Annotated in this window: 13 protein-coding genes; 9 read left to right on the forward strand and 4 right to left on the reverse strand. The window is 43.4% G+C overall.

The features are described from left to right. Nucleotides 1-53 precede the first annotated feature (53 nt). Both N473_RS04135 and N473_RS04140 read right to left on the reverse strand, forming a co-directional pair. Nucleotides 54-500, reverse strand: a complete 447-nt coding sequence (locus N473_RS04135) for a GNAT family N-acetyltransferase (protein ID WP_063366834.1) — start codon at nt 498-500, stop codon at nt 54-56. Nucleotides 501-547: 47 nt separating this feature from the next. Further along, nucleotides 548-961 carry a rhodanese-like domain-containing protein gene (locus tag N473_RS04140; RefSeq protein WP_063366835.1) on the reverse strand — a complete coding sequence of 138 codons (414 nt, stop codon included), beginning with the start codon at nt 959-961 and terminating at the stop codon, nt 548-550. Between the two features lie 157 nt (nt 962-1,118). Between N473_RS04140 and N473_RS04145 the strand changes: the two genes are divergently transcribed. The 3 genes from N473_RS04145 (at nt 1,119) to N473_RS26965 (ending at nt 3,488) form a co-directional block, all read left to right on the forward strand. After that, a complete protein-coding gene (locus tag N473_RS04145) occupies nt 1,119-2,009 on the forward strand; it encodes a LysR family transcriptional regulator (RefSeq protein WP_063366836.1) in 891 nt (296 codons plus the stop codon). Nucleotides 2,010-2,350: 341 nt separating this feature from the next. Continuing rightward, nucleotides 2,351-3,307 (forward strand): hypothetical protein, encoded by a 957-nt coding sequence (locus tag N473_RS04150; protein WP_063366837.1) that lies wholly within the window; start codon nt 2,351-2,353, stop codon nt 3,305-3,307. Between the two features lies 1 nt (nt 3,308). After that, nucleotides 3,309-3,488, forward strand: a complete 180-nt coding sequence (locus N473_RS26965; protein WP_046357001.1) for a DUF6693 family protein — start codon at nt 3,309-3,311, stop codon at nt 3,486-3,488. A gap of 160 nt (nt 3,489-3,648) precedes the next feature. Here N473_RS26965 and gorA read toward each other — a convergent pair whose 3' ends face one another. Then, nucleotides 3,649-5,007: a glutathione-disulfide reductase gene (gene gorA / locus N473_RS04160; protein WP_063366838.1), complete on the reverse strand. Its 1,359-nt coding sequence runs from the start codon at nt 5,005-5,007 to the stop codon at nt 3,649-3,651. 152 nt (nt 5,008-5,159) lie between these two features. On the opposite strand from gorA, the gene prlC reads away from it, so the two are divergent. The 4 genes from prlC (at nt 5,160) to N473_RS04180 (ending at nt 11,428) form a co-directional block, all read left to right on the forward strand. Continuing rightward, nucleotides 5,160-7,205 (forward strand): oligopeptidase A, encoded by a 2,046-nt coding sequence (prlC, locus tag N473_RS04165; RefSeq protein ID WP_063366839.1) that lies wholly within the window; start codon nt 5,160-5,162, stop codon nt 7,203-7,205. Between the two features lie 122 nt (nt 7,206-7,327). Beyond that, nucleotides 7,328-8,482 (forward strand): response regulator, encoded by a 1,155-nt coding sequence (locus tag N473_RS04170; protein ID WP_063366840.1) that lies wholly within the window; start codon nt 7,328-7,330, stop codon nt 8,480-8,482. Nucleotides 8,483-8,568: 86 nt separating this feature from the next. Beyond that, nucleotides 8,569-9,336, forward strand: a complete 768-nt coding sequence (locus N473_RS04175; RefSeq protein WP_063366841.1) for a class I SAM-dependent methyltransferase — start codon at nt 8,569-8,571, stop codon at nt 9,334-9,336. A gap of 166 nt (nt 9,337-9,502) precedes the next feature. Continuing rightward, a complete protein-coding gene (locus N473_RS04180) occupies nt 9,503-11,428 on the forward strand; it encodes a methyl-accepting chemotaxis protein (protein WP_063366842.1) in 1,926 nt (641 codons plus the stop codon). A gap of 136 nt (nt 11,429-11,564) precedes the next feature. Here N473_RS04180 and N473_RS04185 read toward each other — a convergent pair whose 3' ends face one another. Beyond that, nucleotides 11,565-13,697: a S8 family peptidase gene (locus N473_RS04185; protein WP_063366843.1), complete on the reverse strand. Its 2,133-nt coding sequence runs from the start codon at nt 13,695-13,697 to the stop codon at nt 11,565-11,567. Between the two features lie 366 nt (nt 13,698-14,063). Between N473_RS04185 and N473_RS04190 the strand changes: the two genes are divergently transcribed. Both N473_RS04190 and N473_RS04195 read left to right on the forward strand, forming a co-directional pair. Further along, entirely contained in the window at nt 14,064-15,251 is a 1,188-nt protein-coding gene (locus N473_RS04190) for an NAD(P)/FAD-dependent oxidoreductase (protein WP_063366844.1), read from the forward strand. A gap of 963 nt (nt 15,252-16,214) precedes the next feature. Continuing rightward, nucleotides 16,215-17,183 (forward strand): WD40 repeat domain-containing protein, encoded by a 969-nt coding sequence (locus tag N473_RS04195; RefSeq protein WP_063366845.1) that lies wholly within the window; start codon nt 16,215-16,217, stop codon nt 17,181-17,183. Nucleotides 17,184-17,287: the final 104 nt, after the last annotated feature.

The following is a 17,287-nucleotide window of genomic DNA, read 5'->3' on the forward strand; positions in this document are numbered from 1 at the left end:
GTTCATTGCGTAATTTATGAAAAAGTTAATGCTCGGCGCATCGGTATGCTGATTCACTCATTTATGGCGTAAAAAAAGCGCTGTTTTGCCTTGGGTTTTGCCCCTTGCGCGATATAAAATTTTATCGCACTTTGATTTGTGTGTGGCGTTTGCCACTGGACTTGTTGATATCCTCGCCTTTTTGCTAAATCGAAAATATAGCCCATCACAGCTTGCCCAATCCCCATACCGCGATAGGCTTGCTGTATAAATAAACAATCTAAATATAGGTACTCTTTCATATCCCATGTAGAAAATTGAGGGATGACACTGAAATAACCGATGGTGGTGTGTTTAAGTTCAATGATAAATAGCTCGACTGGGAGCGTATCTAGCGCGCCCATGGTTTGTAGTTGGTCATCAATATGAAGTGTATGCTGTTCATGGTGTGCATGTGCAACGAACATGCTGAGCAGTTGCGGGTGATGTGTTTCGGTTGCTGGTATGATACTGACTGTCATTATACTTCCTATTGTTAGGGCTTGTGATCATCACAAGCCCCAAGTGGTTATTGTTGTGGATCACCTAAATGTCGATTGACAGGATACCGCTCAAAGTCTTCCCAATAGTGGATCCCGCCTATCATTTCTTTGACTTTATAGCCTAGCTGCGCCAGTTTATATCCCGCCTTTGTGGCGCCGTTACAGCCTGGTCCCCAGCAATACACGACAAACAGGGTGTCGGGTGCAAAGGGTGCCATACGTTCGGCGGTGATTTCATTATTGGGTATATTTATAGCGGTGATCGCATGACTCTTGGCATAAGCGTGTGCAGATCGAGTATCTACGAGTACAAAGTTCTGTATGCCTTGCTTGATGTCGGCATAAACATCGCTGCAATCCGTTTCACAGTGTAATTTTGCGCTAAAATGCGCCAGAGCCTCACTTGGTTCTGCGGTATTGTTTACATGTACATTGGTCATCTATCTTTCTCCTGTTTCGTTGGTGTAGCTAAAGCCTACTAGGCGGTATTGAGTGGGTAAATTCATCATTTCTGAACACCGTATTCGCATTTTGTGAATAGGCCTCAAAGCCAGCATGTTGTATATTGGTGGTACAGCATCAAATTAGGTTGAGCGCATGGAGTTTTATCATTTAAGGTCATTTGTGGTGGTCGCTGAAACGGGCAATTTAACCAAAGCCGCAAAACAGTTATTTACTACACCGCCTGCTGTCAGTGCACATATTCGAGCATTAGAAGATGAACTTAAAACGAACTTGTTTGAGCGTACCAGCAAAGGCATGCGTTTGACGCCAAAAGGCGAGCAGCTTCGTCTGCAAGCGCAAAAAACCTTAGATAGCGCGAGAGACATGGTGAACCTTGCGGTAGCAAACGCAGAACAAATAATCGGCACCTTTAAACTGGGCTTAAACCGAGAAGCGAGTACATTACGTGTTGCTGAGCTGGTTAATGCCCTGATTAACCACTGCCCAGGTATTGAACTGGAATTGCATGCCCTGAACACAGGACAAATTCTTGAAAAAGTGACCAAAGGTGAGTTGGATGGTGGATTTGTTTATGGTGATGGTGTCCCAGCACTATGTCATATCGAGTTAGCGCAACAGGCGATTACCACGATAGTGCCTACCTCATTTGATGTCTCGACGGTTCATAGCGTATACGATCTTGCAGAGTTACCTTGGATAAGCGTCGGTGAGCATTGTCCGTTTGATGCTGCACTGAAAAAGAAGGTAAATCAGCCCGTGAAATCACAGGTGCAAAGCACAGATAACGCTTCCCGTGCAAGCTTGGTTGCAAATGGTGTTGGTGTCAGTTTTATTGAGTTGGATGTGGCGCAAGTTATGGTTGCAGCCAAACAAGCACAGCGGCTCACTTTGTTGGATTTTGAGTTACCTTTAAATTTAGTGGCGAAATCGTCAGCGCTAAATAACCCAGTGGTAAAAGCCGTATTAAAAGAGTTAGGTGCTGTGTGGCAGGTAGTGATATCGAAGCATAAAGAAGCCAACTGAGCAGGTCAGTTGGCTTTTAATTTCGTAATCTCATAGTGTTCTTGAAATGTTAACATCCAGAGCTGGAAGTAATCTGGAGACCTACATCCCACCGAGTCTAGAGGACTTTTCCAAAGAGGGAAAAAATCGCAAAGAAATTTGGACTTTTTTGAGGTCTGGAAAGTGGTTCTCCAGACTTTATATTTATAGTATTTAGTACCGCACTAAAGCTGGGGAAGTTACAGGTTACGATATATTTTTTCGATAAAGCAAAGGCTTGAAGTTCAATTATTTAGGAAACAAAGCCTTTACATTATCTTTTTTATATATATGATGTTCCCGATTTTATTACAGGAGGTAATATGAAAAAATCTACTTTAATAGCATTTATCTTAATTCTATTTTCTAACTCATCTTTCTCAGCTACTTACATTAAAACCTGTAACAATTGCTCAATAAATAGTGTAAAGCAAAAAGCACAAAGTGCGCCTGTCAAGCGAAATTCGAGCACAGATGTTTATGTATTTGATGAGCACAATTTAAAGTCATATAAATACGTCCTTTACGAACGTCTAATTGACGACAATATTCCAATTACAGATTCTTTTAAGTCTGATGTCCCTCGAGATGTACATACTGCATTTCTAAACTATGTAAAAGCCAAAAATAAAGCAGAAACTTTTTACAAGAATTCAACTTTGTTACTCGATAAAAGTGGGAGAGTTAGTAAAAAGTTGAACGTGTCAGCAAAGAGAAGTAGAAGTTCATTTGCTAGTAATAATCAATGTGTGGCTAAAGAAATACCTGAAAATTATAAAACGGCACACAATTATGTTAATAACTCTAGAGAGCGCAGAGTTCTATTTCATAACTTGAGAAGAGAAATAAGTGCTGACCCATATGGGCATATTGCGGTAGCAATGGTCAAATATACTCAGTTTACTTCTGTTATGGAAAGTTCATCAAACTCTTTTGTATCAATGGCAGGGAGCACTTTAAATATACTATCACCTAATAATTTTAGATTGCAAACTGCTGATGGTGGGTTTATGAAGGGGTACATGGATTTTGACAAAGAAACATTTGTTGTGACGACAGCAACCGACGGTGACTGTAATGATATCCCACTATCAAAACCGAAATCATCTACTAGAACAGAGCACTCTAACTCTGGCTCAGCAAACAGAATGCTCAAAGTATTTGAAGGATATGGTGGGAAGCCCGATGTACCAGTATGTAATAATTATGGACATACTTGTACCAGAGTAAGAGGTCAAACCGGGTGGCATTGCAATTATGTTTGTTTCCAGTGGCAATAAAATGTATAAATTCAATATTAATTTAAAATTTACTGACGTACTTATTCCAATTCTTCTTTGGCAGATATTAGTAGTTCTAACTTTCGGAGTTGCTTTACCTTTTTTTATTCTTTATTTGATAAAGTTGGTATTGAATAATTTAACGGTTAAGAAATACTCTATCTCTGATAGGTTAAACTAAAATTGAACTTTTTATTGAGCTCTGTATTTTAGATAGATTACCTCTATTTTTTTATAAAGTATCAGGCTTGAAATATAAGGTTAATTTGAGTGAACTCAGTGTTAATTTCGTCACTCTAAAATAAAGCTGGCCGAACTCGGTCAGCTTTATTACTTCAGATTTATCGCATAGTAACAAACTCTTCTGAGCCCGTTGGGTGAATAGCGACAACAGAATCAAAGTCTGCTTTGGTTGCGCCCATCTTCATTGCTACACCAAAGCCTTGGATCATTTCATCAACGGCAAAGCCAATGCCGTGTAAGCCGACGATTTTCTCTTCAGGGCCTGCACAGACTAACTTCATGCGACATGGTTGACGGTGTTGTGTCACCGCTGTGTACATGGCTGCAAAGGTAGAGTTATAGACCTTGATGTTGTCTTCACCATATTGCGCTTTCGCTTCTGGTTCTGTTAAACCTATGGTGCCGATCGGTGGGTGACTGAACACCACAGTCGGGACTAGGTTGTAATCCATTTTGGCGTTAGGCAGTTCTGGGTTGAATAGGCGCTCAGCCAGCATACGGCCCGCTTTCACTGCAACAGGTGTCAACTCGATGCCGCCTTCCATGATATCGCCAAGTGCGTAAATACCTGGTACTGAGGTATTTTGCCACTCATCAACCTTCACAAAACCTTTTTCCGTGATGTCGACATCAGTCGCAGCAAGGTTGATTTTATCAGTCACAGGCTCGCGACCAATCGCCCAAATCACTTGGTCAACCGTGTGTGACTCACCATTTTCAAGGTGCAGCGTCACAGAGCCGTCAGCTTCTTTCACGAGCTCTTTTGGCGTTGAATTAGTGTGTAATGTTGGGCCTTCTTTTTCCATGACTTCCGTGAGCGTCTCAACAATCATAGGGTCAAAGTTACGCAGTGGGGCATGTTTACGGACAAATAAGTGGGTTTCTGTGCCTAGGCTATGTAATACGCCAGCAAGCTCCACCGCAATGTAACCCGCGCCAATGACGGCAACACGGCGAGGTTGTTCATTTAACTCAAAAAAGCCATTTGAGTCTATGCCGTGCTCGGCACCTGGAATGTTTGGAATGCTAGGACGACCGCCCACTGCAATACAGATGTGGTCTGCCGTATATTGCTCGCCATTGACTTCAATGGTTTTGTTATCGATAAACTTGGCAAAGCCATTGATCACCGTAACGCCATTGCTGGCAAGGTATTTATTGTAACCTTGGTGAATACGACCAATGTAAGCCTCACGGCTTTCAATTAGCTTGGCCCAGTTAAAGTTTTTTAGCTCAACGTCAAAGCCGTAATCTGGTGCATACAGTTTAATGGCTTCAGCAACTTGTGCGCCATGCCACATTACTTTTTTAGGTACGCACCCGACATTCACACAGGTGCCCCCCATGTGTTTTGCTTCGACAAGGGCGACCTTTGCGCCACGCATTGCCGCTCGGTTTGCTGATGCGATACCACCGCTACCACCGCCAATAGCAATGTAGTCAAAATGTTGAGCCATAATGTTTCCTCTTCTGAATTCGCTGAACTAGTCTTAGTATGACAGCTTTTATACGCCATAACTTTCAACTAGATTAGTAAGTTTTACTTGTATTTGCGCTATTAGCCCTTATTTCAAGTTTATTCAGGAAATAAAAAATTAAGAGAGACACTATGAGCAACCCATTAATTGGCCAAGAAGGATTACCGCCATTTTCAAAAATAAAGCCTGAGCATGTTGTACCTGCACTCAAATCAGCCATTGAACACTGTCGTAAAACCATTGATACAGTGCTTGAGCAGACGCAATTTAATTGGCAAAACTTTGTTCAACCTCTTGAAGAAGCAGATGATAAGTTATCTAAAATGTGGTCCCCAGTGTCTCACATGCACTCAGTTGTTAATAACGAAGAATTAAGAAAAGCATACGATGAGTGCCTACCACTGATTTCAGAATACTCAACGTATGTTGGCCAGCACCAAGGTTTATACCAGGCGTACTTATCGATTGAACAAAGCGACGAATTTGAAAGCTTAAGCACAGCACAGCAAAAAACCATTAAAAATGCGCTAAGAGATTTTAAACTGTCGGGTATTGCTTTGGATGAAGCCGGACAAAAACGTTACGGTGAGATAAGCGCTAGACTGTCAGAGCTGGGTGCAAAATTTGGCAACAATGTGATGGATGCCACTCAGGCATGGCATTTACACGTCACTGAAGAGGCTGATTTAGGCGGTTTACCAGAGTCAGCACTGGCTTTGGCCGCGCATACGGCACAAGCAAAAGAGCTTGAAGGCTGGGTATTTACGCTCGATATTCCGTCTTATCTACCTATTATGACCTATGCTGACAATCGCGATTTGCGTGAGCAAATGTATCGGGCATTTGTAACACGCGCTTCAGATCAAGGACCAAATGGTGGTGAGTTTGATAACTCAACGATCATGACTGAAGAGTTAGCATTGCGTCACGAATTGGCGCTGCTATTAGGTTTTGATAGTTTTGCGGATAAGTCGCTGGCAACCAAAATGGCTGAAACACCAGCACAAGTTTTTGACTTTTTGAATGATTTGGCGAAAAAGTCTAAGCCTCAAGCGCAACAAGAGGTTGATGAATTGAGAGCATTCGCCAAAGATGAGCATCAAGTTGAGCAGTTAGAAGCGTGGGATTATGGCTATTACGGTGAAAAACTAAAGCAAGCTAAATATGCCATCTCAGATGAATTATTACGTCCTTACTTCCCAGCAGATCGCGTGTTAAATGGGTTATTTGAAACCGTTAATCGCCTGTTTGGCATTAAAGTTACTGAAGTAACTGAGTTTGATAGTTACCACGAAGATGTGCGCTTTTTTGCGATTCACGACAACAATGATGTGCTGCGTGGTCACTTTTATTTAGATCTATATGCGCGTGAACACAAACGTGGCGGCGCTTGGATGGATGACTGTATGGGTCGCCGTACATTGTCAGATGGCACATTGCAGACACCGGTCGCATACTTGGTATGTAATTTTAACAAAGCGGTTGGCGATAAGCCTGCGTTATTTACACACAACGAAGTCACGACGTTATTCCATGAGTTTGGTCACGGTATTCATCACATGCTAACGCAAATTGATGCACCTGCTGTTGCGGGCATTAATGGTGTCGCATGGGATGCGGTTGAACTACCGAGCCAATTTTTGGAAAACTGGTGTTATGAAGAAGAGGCGCTGAGCTTTATATCAGGACACTACGAAAGTGGCGAGCCATTACCAAAAGAGCTATTAGACAAGTTGTTGGCGGCTAAAAATTATCAATCAGCCATGCAAATGCTCAGACAAATTGAGTTTTCATTGTTTGATTTCCATATTCATGCCGATTATCAGCAAGGTGAAGCGTGCCAAATTCAAGCGAGACTTAACCAAGTCAGAGAGCAAGTTGCCATTATTAAGGCGCCAGAGTTTAACCGCTTCCAGCATAGCTTTAGCCATATTTTTGCCGGGGGGTATAGCGCAGGCTACTACTCGTATAAATGGGCTGAGGTACTGTCAGCAGATGCCTATTCTCGCTTCGAAGAAGAAGGCATCTTTAATGCGCAAACCGGTAAAGACTTTATGGAAAACATCCTAGAAATGGGCGGTTCAGAAGAGCCTATGGTGTTATTCCAACGCTTTAGAGGCCGTACGCCACAAGTGGATGCATTGTTGCGTCACAGTGGTATAGGCAAAGCTGCATAAGCGCATATTGTAATTTGCACATGATCAAAGCGTCCGAAAGGGCGCTTTGTTGTTTTTGCACTCGCAAAATAAACAGTTCCGTCTATGCTATGGTAAAGACCTGATCTTGTAGGGAAAGCCATATGACAAATTTAGTGCTTGCCATTGACGATGACAAGCTCATTCACCATGTTATAGAGCAGTCACTGTCTCAACATTGCAAATTGATCCACGCTAAAAATGGCGAGCAAGGCTTAAGATTGGCAATAAAATATCAGCCAGATATTATTTTATTGGATGTTGAGATGCCAGGCATGTCTGGGTTTGAAGTCTGCGAGCGCTTAAAAACCGGTGAGCATACCGCTGATATTCCCGTGATGTTCTTATCTTCTAAATCGGATATCAGCGAGCGTATGAGAGGGTATAATGCAGGGGCGGCTGACTACATTGTAAAACCGTTTGAAGGGTCTGAATTATTGGCGCGGATCAAAGTATTAGATGATTACCGCCGTCAGTCAGTGGCACTTAAGCAAGACATGCAACGAGCACAAATCACGGCTGAAATTGCCATGACAGACTCGGGCGATATGGGTCGTATCATGCGCTATGTCGGTCAGTCTTATCATGCTCATGATCTGACGACATTATCTGAGTACTTTTTAGAATTTTTTACCCCACTTAATTTAGAAGTCGCATTGGCTTTTTGGTATCACAATCAAGCGGTGTTTTTCTCTCAAGAGGGGGCAATACAGCCGATAGAGCAAGAATTACTGGAAACCAATAAAGAAGGCAGTCGATTTGTCGATTTTGGGCGACGCACCATCATTAATTATCCCAAAGTATCCCTCCTTATTAAAAATATGCCAACGGATGACCCTGCGCTTTATGGTCGTTTTAAAGATTTGCTACCGCATATTTTAGAAGCCACCAATGCCAAAATAAAAGACATGGAAGTGAGCGAGGTGGCCTTAAACAAAGTTGAGGAAATTGGTTTAGCATTTGCGCAGTTGAGTGAGCAACTTGGCGGCATTGGTGAAGTGTATGGCACTAAGGTGACAGAGTTTGAGCAGTTTGTAAAAGATGAAACCGTCACATCCACCTTGGCAGAAGAGCACAGAGTGTCACTGGCGAGATTGAGTGAGCATTTTTTATTTGTGAATGATGAGTTTTCTATCATTCGATATAAGCTGGGCGAGATCACACAAGTACGCCAAGAGCTTATTCAAAGTCTCAATCAAATGGCCAAGCCTTGGGGTGAAGATGAGGTACCAGCGCAAACCGACATAGAATTGTTTTAACAGATGATACCGCAGCCTTTTTATTGCATTCTTTTTTTATCAATTAAACGATATAATCTGCAGGCTTAACCGACAGGAGCCTGCAGTTGTATATTCACACGCCATTTGAAGAAAACCGTTCTTATTTAGATGAGTTAACAAAACGCTTTGAGCTAGATAAACACCAAGCACTTGATGAGGAGTTTCGTTTGGTTTATGACGAAGCGGGGTTGGCGCTATTCAAAAAAGATGAGCCAAAGCTTGGGGCTATTCGTGTCGATTTTGTCACGGGGGCCAGCGCCCATCGGCGCAAGTTTGGTGGCGGCAAAGGTCAAGCTATTGCTAAAGCGGTTGGGCTGAATAAAGGGGTCACACCTGTGGTGCTCGATGCAACCGCAGGTCTTGGTCGCGATGCATTTGTATTGGCATCATTGGGGTGTAAAGTATTGATGCATGAAAGACACCCTGTGGTCGCAGCGCTTTTATATGATGGTTTACAGCGCGCATACCAAGACGCAGAAATCGGTAGCTGGATGCAAGAGAATATGCATATCGCTTTTGGCTCAAGCCATGCGCTGCTAGAGCAAGCAATGCAAGATGAGTCGAGTCGTCCAGATGTCGTGTATCTCGACCCTATGTTTCCACACCGAGAAAAGTCCGCGCAGGTCAAAAAAGAAATGCGTGTATTTCAATCCTTGGTCGGCGCGGATAACGACGCTGATGCCTTACTGCCTTTTGCGACTCAACTGGCTACCAAACGGGTTGTGGTTAAACGTCCGGACTACGCACCGTTTTTAAACACACAGACACCGAGCATGCAAATTACCACCAAAAAGAATCGTTTTGATGTCTATGTGAATGCGGCGATGAAATAAGCACCAGCACGTTAGCCTATATGTTGTCGAGAATTTGTACACAAAAAGAATACTAAAAAAGTATGCTTTTCTGTGAGATTGGTTGTTTGGTGAACAACTTACATCAAAATGTCATAAAAGGTTAATACTCTGAGCCCGAAATTCACTTTTTGGGATTGTAGTACATATGCGTGTTTCATCTTTTACCCGGCTGCTGGCGGTGTTGTTAGCCATTGCCAGTCTTATTCTTGCGGCGACTTTATTGTGGGCAAGCCAAGTCTTTAGTAAATTAGATCAGCAAGATAGCGCATATACACAGCTTAAAAATACGGTTTTGATTGATTTGGCTGGTACGGTGGAAGATTACTTGAGCTCAGGTGATAGTCAGTACTTAAATCAGGCCAGTGAGCAGATCAATACCATTAAAAACCAGCACTTAGCAACCATGTCCAGTGATGTTATGACGGATATGGAAAAGCAGCTTGATGTCATTAATAGTGATATTCAGGGTAAGTATCGAGCGCTTGGTAAATTATCAGGGAATGAATTAGCGCTGCTCGACAATGCATTGCGTCAAATGGCGGGTTCTGCGTCGTCATTAATGAACTATGTTGCGCAGGCGCAAGGTCATGCACTGAGTGAGGAGTATTACTCCTTAGCCTCTGATTATTATTTTGAAACCACGAATTTAAGTATATATACCTACCAGTTAGTCCTGCACTACGACCAAGCAACACAGCAAAGCCTACACACATCGCTGAGCCGACTACAAACTTTAGCGTCGCAAATCGATCGACTAGATGATTTGGGTGTGATGACAGAGGTAGATGAGGATGAACTCTTTTTAGGTGAAGAGCCTGAAGACTTAGCGCAAGAAATTAAATCTGAATTAAACAGCTGGCCAAATCGTTTTAGCCGTGACTTAGAAAATACATTACGTCAGGCACAGCAGCGACAGCAGGGGATCACGGCATTACGTGATGATATTAAGCAACTATCGGCACTGATGTTAGATGCAGGCGAGCAATTAAAGCGCCGTCAAACAGAACTTAAATCTCAGGTATTTACTATTTTTGGTGCTGCCATTGGCTTACTTGTATTGTTGGCTGTCGGCGTGTACTGGGTGCAATTTAGTCAAGTGCTTACGCCGCTGCGCAACTTACGAGATGGCTTTGCTTTTTTAATTGAAAGCAATGAACTGAAACAGATTCAATGTAAGCGTGCCAATACTGAAGTCGGTGAAATCGCGCAGTACTTTAATCAACTGATTGAAAGGCAGCGCATTGAAGCCCAAGAACGTGAGCAAATGCTGCAAGTGATCAACGACTTTATGCAGGATATGAATCAAAACCTCGCCAGTATTAGTCAGCAGTCAGAGCACACCTCTGAGCAGGTAGCGCATAACCAGCATCAGTTGGATGAGATCAAATCAATCGGCTTTGAAGCCAGTAATATCAATCAGCAAGTGGCTGATAACGCCAGTGATACATTTAATGCGATGACGCAAAGTGTCGGCTTTGCAGAGTCTATGCTCAAGGCCAGCTCAAGTACTCAAAGCCGTGTGGATCAAGGACTGGTGAGTCTCAATGAATTGCTCGTTGGGGTTGAAGATGTCGGCAAGGTGATAGAGATGATCCACACCATTGCTGAGCAAACTAACTTATTGGCACTGAATGCGGCCATTGAGTCTGCACGTGCCGGTGAGCACGGCCGAGGGTTTGCGGTGGTGGCAGATGAAGTGAGAAAGCTGGCCCGTCAAACGCAGGACTCGCTCACAGACATCAATGCGCAGCTTAATATTTTAAGTGATAATTCTAGCAAGGTGTCGAATCAAATCAGTGCACTGGCGCAAGAGGCGCAGCAGCAAACTGAACATGCGCAAGAGTTAAAGCGTAACTCAGAAGGCGTTGCGGAGCGTGCACAAGGTGCCAGCCAAGTCGCCGCTGATGCGATGGCACTGAGTAATCAACAAACTGAATTGGTAGACAGTTTTAGTAGTTCTATGGCCACAATGAAAGCGCAGGTGAATGGGTCAAACCAACAGATCAGCGAGATCCAACATCGTTTGGAGCAGCAGATGGCACAGATCAGAGCCAGCTTAGGGCTGTCGTAATGTGTCTTGATTAACGTGAGAGTAAGCAAAAAGCCAAACGTATGTTTGGCTTTTTTATTGTCTTAATGTCGTTGACGCGGGATTTAAAAAAGCCGGAATCACTCCGGCTTTGTGTTGTTACATTAAGAACTAGGGATTATTTGTACTGTGCGTCTAGTGTTACACCAGAGAAAGTACGGTATGCGCGCAGACCAATATGCCAAACGCCAGCAGCTGGGTTGGTGATGGTACAGGTCTCAGCGTTACCACCTTCATATGGACGACACTGGTAAGTAGACGTCGAAGGTGCACTACCTGGGTTTACATAAAGGTCAGCATCACCTGAACCACCAGAGATTTTAACCGTTAGGCTCGACATGCCAGCTGGAACAGTGACTTGGTGACGGCTCCAGTTACCTGTTGATGCAGATAGGTTAGTCTCAGTAATACCACCTGGTTGTGTACCTGTGCTTTCTGCATTCGCAACAAGGCTCACACCGCTATAAGCCGAATAACCGCGCATCATCACGTGATATGTGCCAGATGCGTTATCGATAGTACACACTTCGTTGTTACCACCTTCATACGGACGGCAGTCATAAGTTGCTGTGGTTGGCTTTGCACCCGCTCTGACATAAAGGTCAGCATCACCTGTACCACCGCTCATTGTGAAAGTCACTTTGCTTGCGCCAGCTGGTGTTTCGAAGGTAAAGAAAGCTTCAGCATCTTTTGCACCACTTAGGCCCGTTTTCGCTTCACCGTCAACTAATACGTTGTCACCAGGGTTTGTGTTGTCGTTGCCAAGTGCCATATCAACTGCCGCGCTCGCATCAACAATACCAGTACCACAATTAGTACATGTTGCTGGGAAGCTACGCGTCGTATTTTTTAGGATGGATTCGATTTCGTCTGGTGTCGCTGTTGGTTTTGCTTGTTTGATAAGTGCCGCGATACCTGCAACATGCGGTGCTGCCATTGATGTACCTTGAGAGTAGCTATAGCTATCGCTCACAGGTGTGTTGCTACCTGAGTTGTAAGTAGAAAGGATACCTTCAGGGTCATTAGCAAAGCTCTGTGCGCCACCCGGTGCGGCAACATCAATTGAAGTACCGTAGTTCGAGTAGTATGCACGACCACCGTTACGACCAACAGATGCAACGTTAACTACGCCAGAACAGTTACCTGGGTTGTAGTTGTTTGCGTTGTCGTTGTCGTTACCTGCCGCGATAACAACCACAGTGCCGTTCGCACGTGCTTGGTTAATCGCATTTTGTGTTGTTGAGCTACATGCACCGCTGCCACCTAAACTCATGTTGATAACATCTGCTGGGTTTGCGTTTGCTGGTACACCTGATACTGAACCACCCGATGCCCAGATGATGCCATCTGCGATATCAGACGTTAAACCACCACATTTACCAAGTACACGTACAGGTACAACTTTAGAGTCATAAGCAACACCGGCAACACCTTCACCGTTATTCGTTACTGCAGCAACAGTACCTGCTACGTGAGTACCGTGCCAGCTTGAGCTACGTGCGCTGTGAGTGTAACCACATTCGTTTGCTGTGACTGCATCACCCGGGTCACGTGCATCGCTATCGCGGCCACCGCCATCGTTCGCGACCGAAAGGTTAGAGATCATGTCATAACCTTGCAGGATATTTGGGTTTAAGTCAGCGTGCGGACGGTAACCTGTATCTAGCACAGCGACTACTACACCACTACCTGTTGCTTTGTCCCATGCTGCAGGTGCGTTAATACCGCCCGCCGCTTCAAAGTAGTGCCACTGTGAGCTGTAGCTAGGATCATTTGGTGTCGCAAATGGTTGTAGCATTTGGTCAACTTCAATGTGCTCAACGTTGCCTGATGCCAGCATGTCCTGCATGAATCTTTGTGTTTCTGCAGCGCTAAGCTTTTTATCAGCACGCATTACGTGGTGGTTTGAAAGCGCCATCGGACGAACGTACTGCGCTTTAGCTGCTGCACGTTTGCTGTTGAAGCCTTTTACGAAACTGCGAGCACGTGTATTCATCATCGTTGGAGACATATCTGCACTTGCAAGTGACATGATGTCATTGTTGTTATTTTTATATTTGATGATGAACTGAGTACCAAAACCGCTTTGTGATTCTAGTTTTTGAGCAAGTTGTGCTTGGCTTGGTACTGCTTGAGCAAATGCTTCAGCTTGTACGTTAACATTTTGTGGCATTGCCATTGCTGCGTTAGCTGAAAGTAATCCTGTAACAGCCATTGATATTGCTGCGAATTTAAAATTTCCTGTTGTCATTTTTTTACCCTTGTTTTACTTGTTGTTTTTCTTGGCAACCTCTCTGCGCCAAGTGGTTAACAAACGTAAACTTGTTGTGATTGGTGTGAAAGTATTGTTTTGTTATTTACACTATTCATTTGGTTATAAGGGGATGGATAAAAGTCTTTATTATTTCATTATCATTATGTTTTTATTAAAGTTTATCAAAATATTCTTGCTCAAAGAATAAACTATTTGACTTTGTAAAAGATTGTAAATGATTTATCTCATATTCTAAAAAGTGATAGAAATATGCTTTTTTGGTTGTGTTTTGAACTATAAACTCCCACTTAAGCTTAAAAAAAGTTATAATTACGGCATAAGTTTTTCGTTTCAGAGTATACAATGTTGCAATTTGACGTGGTGATTATCGGCGCAGGTGCTGCCGGATTAATGTGTGCGGCACAATCTGGTTACAGAGGCAGAAAGGTCGCTATTGTTGATATGGGTAAAAAAGTGGGAAGAAAAATTCTCATTAGTGGTGGTGGCCGTTGCAATTTTACCAATGAAAATGCCAGCCCAGAAAACTATCTGTGTGCTAATCCTCACTTTGTAAAATCCAGTTTAAGCCGTTATAGCCAGCATGATTTCATAGAGCTGGTGGACCGTCATGGCTTAAATTATCACCACAAAACACTTGGGCAACTATTCTGTGATAACAGTGCGCAAGACATTGTTGATATTTTGATGACGGAATGCGAGTGGGCCGGCGTTGAAATCTTTTTACGCAATGAAGTACTCAATGTGGAACGTGACGAACAGGGCTTATATATAGTCACCACATCAGAGCAGACATTTAGTTGTACTTCTTTGGTGGTCGCGTCTGGCGGTCTAACCATGCCAAAGCTGGGGGCAACACCAATCGGTTACAAAATTGCAGAGCAGTTTGGTTTAAAGTTATTGCCAACAACCGCTGCGCTAGTACCTTTTACCTTGCACGACCATGATAAAGCGCGTTTTGAAGGCTTGTCAGGGATCAGTGTCGATAGCTTAGTGACCAGTGATGATGGCACCCAATTTAGAGAAAATATTCTCTTTACTCACCGCGGCTTATCGGGCCCGGCCATTTTACAAATATCTTCTTTTTGGCGAGCGGGTCAGGCGGTCAGTATTAACTTATTACCTGATTCAAACGTTGCTGATCTGCTGCACGACTGGCGTCAAAACCAAGGCCAAAAGTCAGTTAAAAACCTGCTTGGTCAACTGCTACCAAAGCGCTTTGTTGATGCATTAATTAACGACAACAGCGTACCTGATAAACCCGCTAATCAACTAACCCATGGCGAGATTGATACCATCGCTGCCACATTAACTGCTTGGCAAATAAAACCCAATGGTACAGAAGGTTACCGCACCGCAGAGGTGACTTTAGGGGGGGTTGACAGTGACGAGCTGAGCTCTAAAACTTTTGAAGCGAAAAAAGCCAAAGGCCTGTACTTTATCGGTGAAGTCACCGAAGTCACCGGCTGGCTAGGCGGCTATAATTTCCAATACGCATGGTCTAGCGGCTGGGCGTGCGGGCAGGTGTGCTAGTTTTTGTTTTGGAACAATAAAGTTTGCAACCTTGGGGTGATTGCTTCACCCCTTTATTGTATCTGCACATAGGTGCAAAATATACGTTGCGAAGCAAGGTTAGTTTTGCGCAATGCAAAATGAGCAGTTCACACACATATTAACAAGTCCTGATTAGAACATTCGTGTACCTGCATGCTGTGGCCCGCATCAATGCCAGTACACGACTCATCAATTGCTTATTTTCAGGCGTCATAGAAAGGGAAGTGGTGTTGCCTGAAGCCTTTATATCAAAGAGCCTGCCCTCGTTATTCTGACTAAGGACAGGTGCCATTTGGCTGAGGCGCTAGGTTTATGTGCACTCTACCCCTCGTCATTCTGACGAAAGTCAGAAACCATTTTATCGCGCTGTCAGTTTGAACAATGACTTTTGCGCAAAGTAAAATGAGCAGTTCACACACATATTAAAAAGTACTGATTAGCACATTTATGTATCAGCATGGTTTGGCCCGAATCAATGCCAGTACATGACCCATCAACTGCTTATTTTCAGACGCCATATCAGGGGAAGTGGCGTTGCCTGAAGCCTTCATATCAAAGAATCGGACTTCTTTTACTTGGTGTTATAAATTCAGCCATAATCTGACCCTCGTCATTCTGACGAAAGTCAGAAACCATGTTACAGAGCTGTCAGTTTGAACAATGACTCTGACCCTTTTGATTTCTGAACAACAGAAATGAGAAAATATCTGCCGTTGAAAAATGTAATATCACCATGCAAAATGCGGGGGCTGACTCCATTTGTTTCTAATTTGGAGTCTTGATTTGACCACTTTATGGGCGTGGACTTCGACGACGATTTAAAGCAAATTGTCCCATCAGATAATTTGTTGAATTATGCCAAGAGTAATATCGGCTGTTGTGAACGTTTATTCGGAAACAAGATTATTGGCCTTAGCGCCTAATATTGAAAGGAATATAAAAATGAAAAAAATATCCACTATGGCCTTCTCGTTACTATTAACGGGCTGTTTTTGGGGCTCTCACTTTGAAGCGCCAGCAAGCTCTCAAAAGCAACATGGCTCAGGGTTAGTGCAGTCATCTGATCTCTCTGATGACGGTGCTTTGTCTATTATTGCAAGGCAAAATGAAGTTTGCCTATGGAGTAACCTCTCAGACAAAAAAGTATTTCCCTGCATCGCTGAGGGCAATATTGAGTTGTCAGGAATAGCTGAAAACGCCAGCGTGTTTTATATATCCAACAGGCTGTCTGTCAGCCTATTTTCTACAAAATCTGGCAAGCCGTTGGGCGCATGGTCAAGTGGTGAAAATATTATTAGAGATATTGCGATATCTAATGACGGTGAAACTTTACTGTTAGGGTATAGAAGCGGCAAAACGGAAGTAATCAATATCAGACGCAATAGCCGAGCGTTATACAAGTTACACGACTTAGATGTAAACACCGTGGCGCTTTCTGCTGATGGGCGCACCGCGATGACAGGCTCCAGTGACAAATTCGCCAAACTGTGGGATGTTCAAACAGGTAAAGAATTACAGTCTTATAAATTCTCTACCAGAGTCAACCATGTTTCTCTTAACGCAGACGCGACTAAAGCATTTGTACTGGACTCTGTAGATGCTCGTCAATTTATTGATTTAAAAGCACAAGAGTTAAGCTCGTCCTTATCTACATTTGGCAACTTCATAGAATTTAATCAATCGGCATTTATTAACAATGATCAGTGGTTACTCACCGCTTCTCCAAACCAAAAAGTGCAGATCTGGCGTGTTGCAGATGGGGATTTAATTGCAAAGTTTATGGCGAATAAAGTCGATGGCCGCAATCGAGCTTCGGTATTAAGCATCGCGGTGAATGAGTCTAAGCAAGTTGTCATCAGTGAAACAAATGATGGCGTTGTAGAAACTTGGCCAATAAACACGCTGCTTTAAGTTCAAATAAGGCAGTTACAACAGCATCGTACTGTAACTGCTTCGATTTATTAGAGTTCTGTTCATACAAAACTATACGCTAAAATAGCCTTCGTTCTACTGAG

This window comes from Pseudoalteromonas luteoviolacea CPMOR-1 (assembly GCF_001625685.1).
Taxonomy (GTDB): domain Bacteria; phylum Pseudomonadota; class Gammaproteobacteria; order Enterobacterales; family Alteromonadaceae; genus Pseudoalteromonas; species Pseudoalteromonas luteoviolacea_K.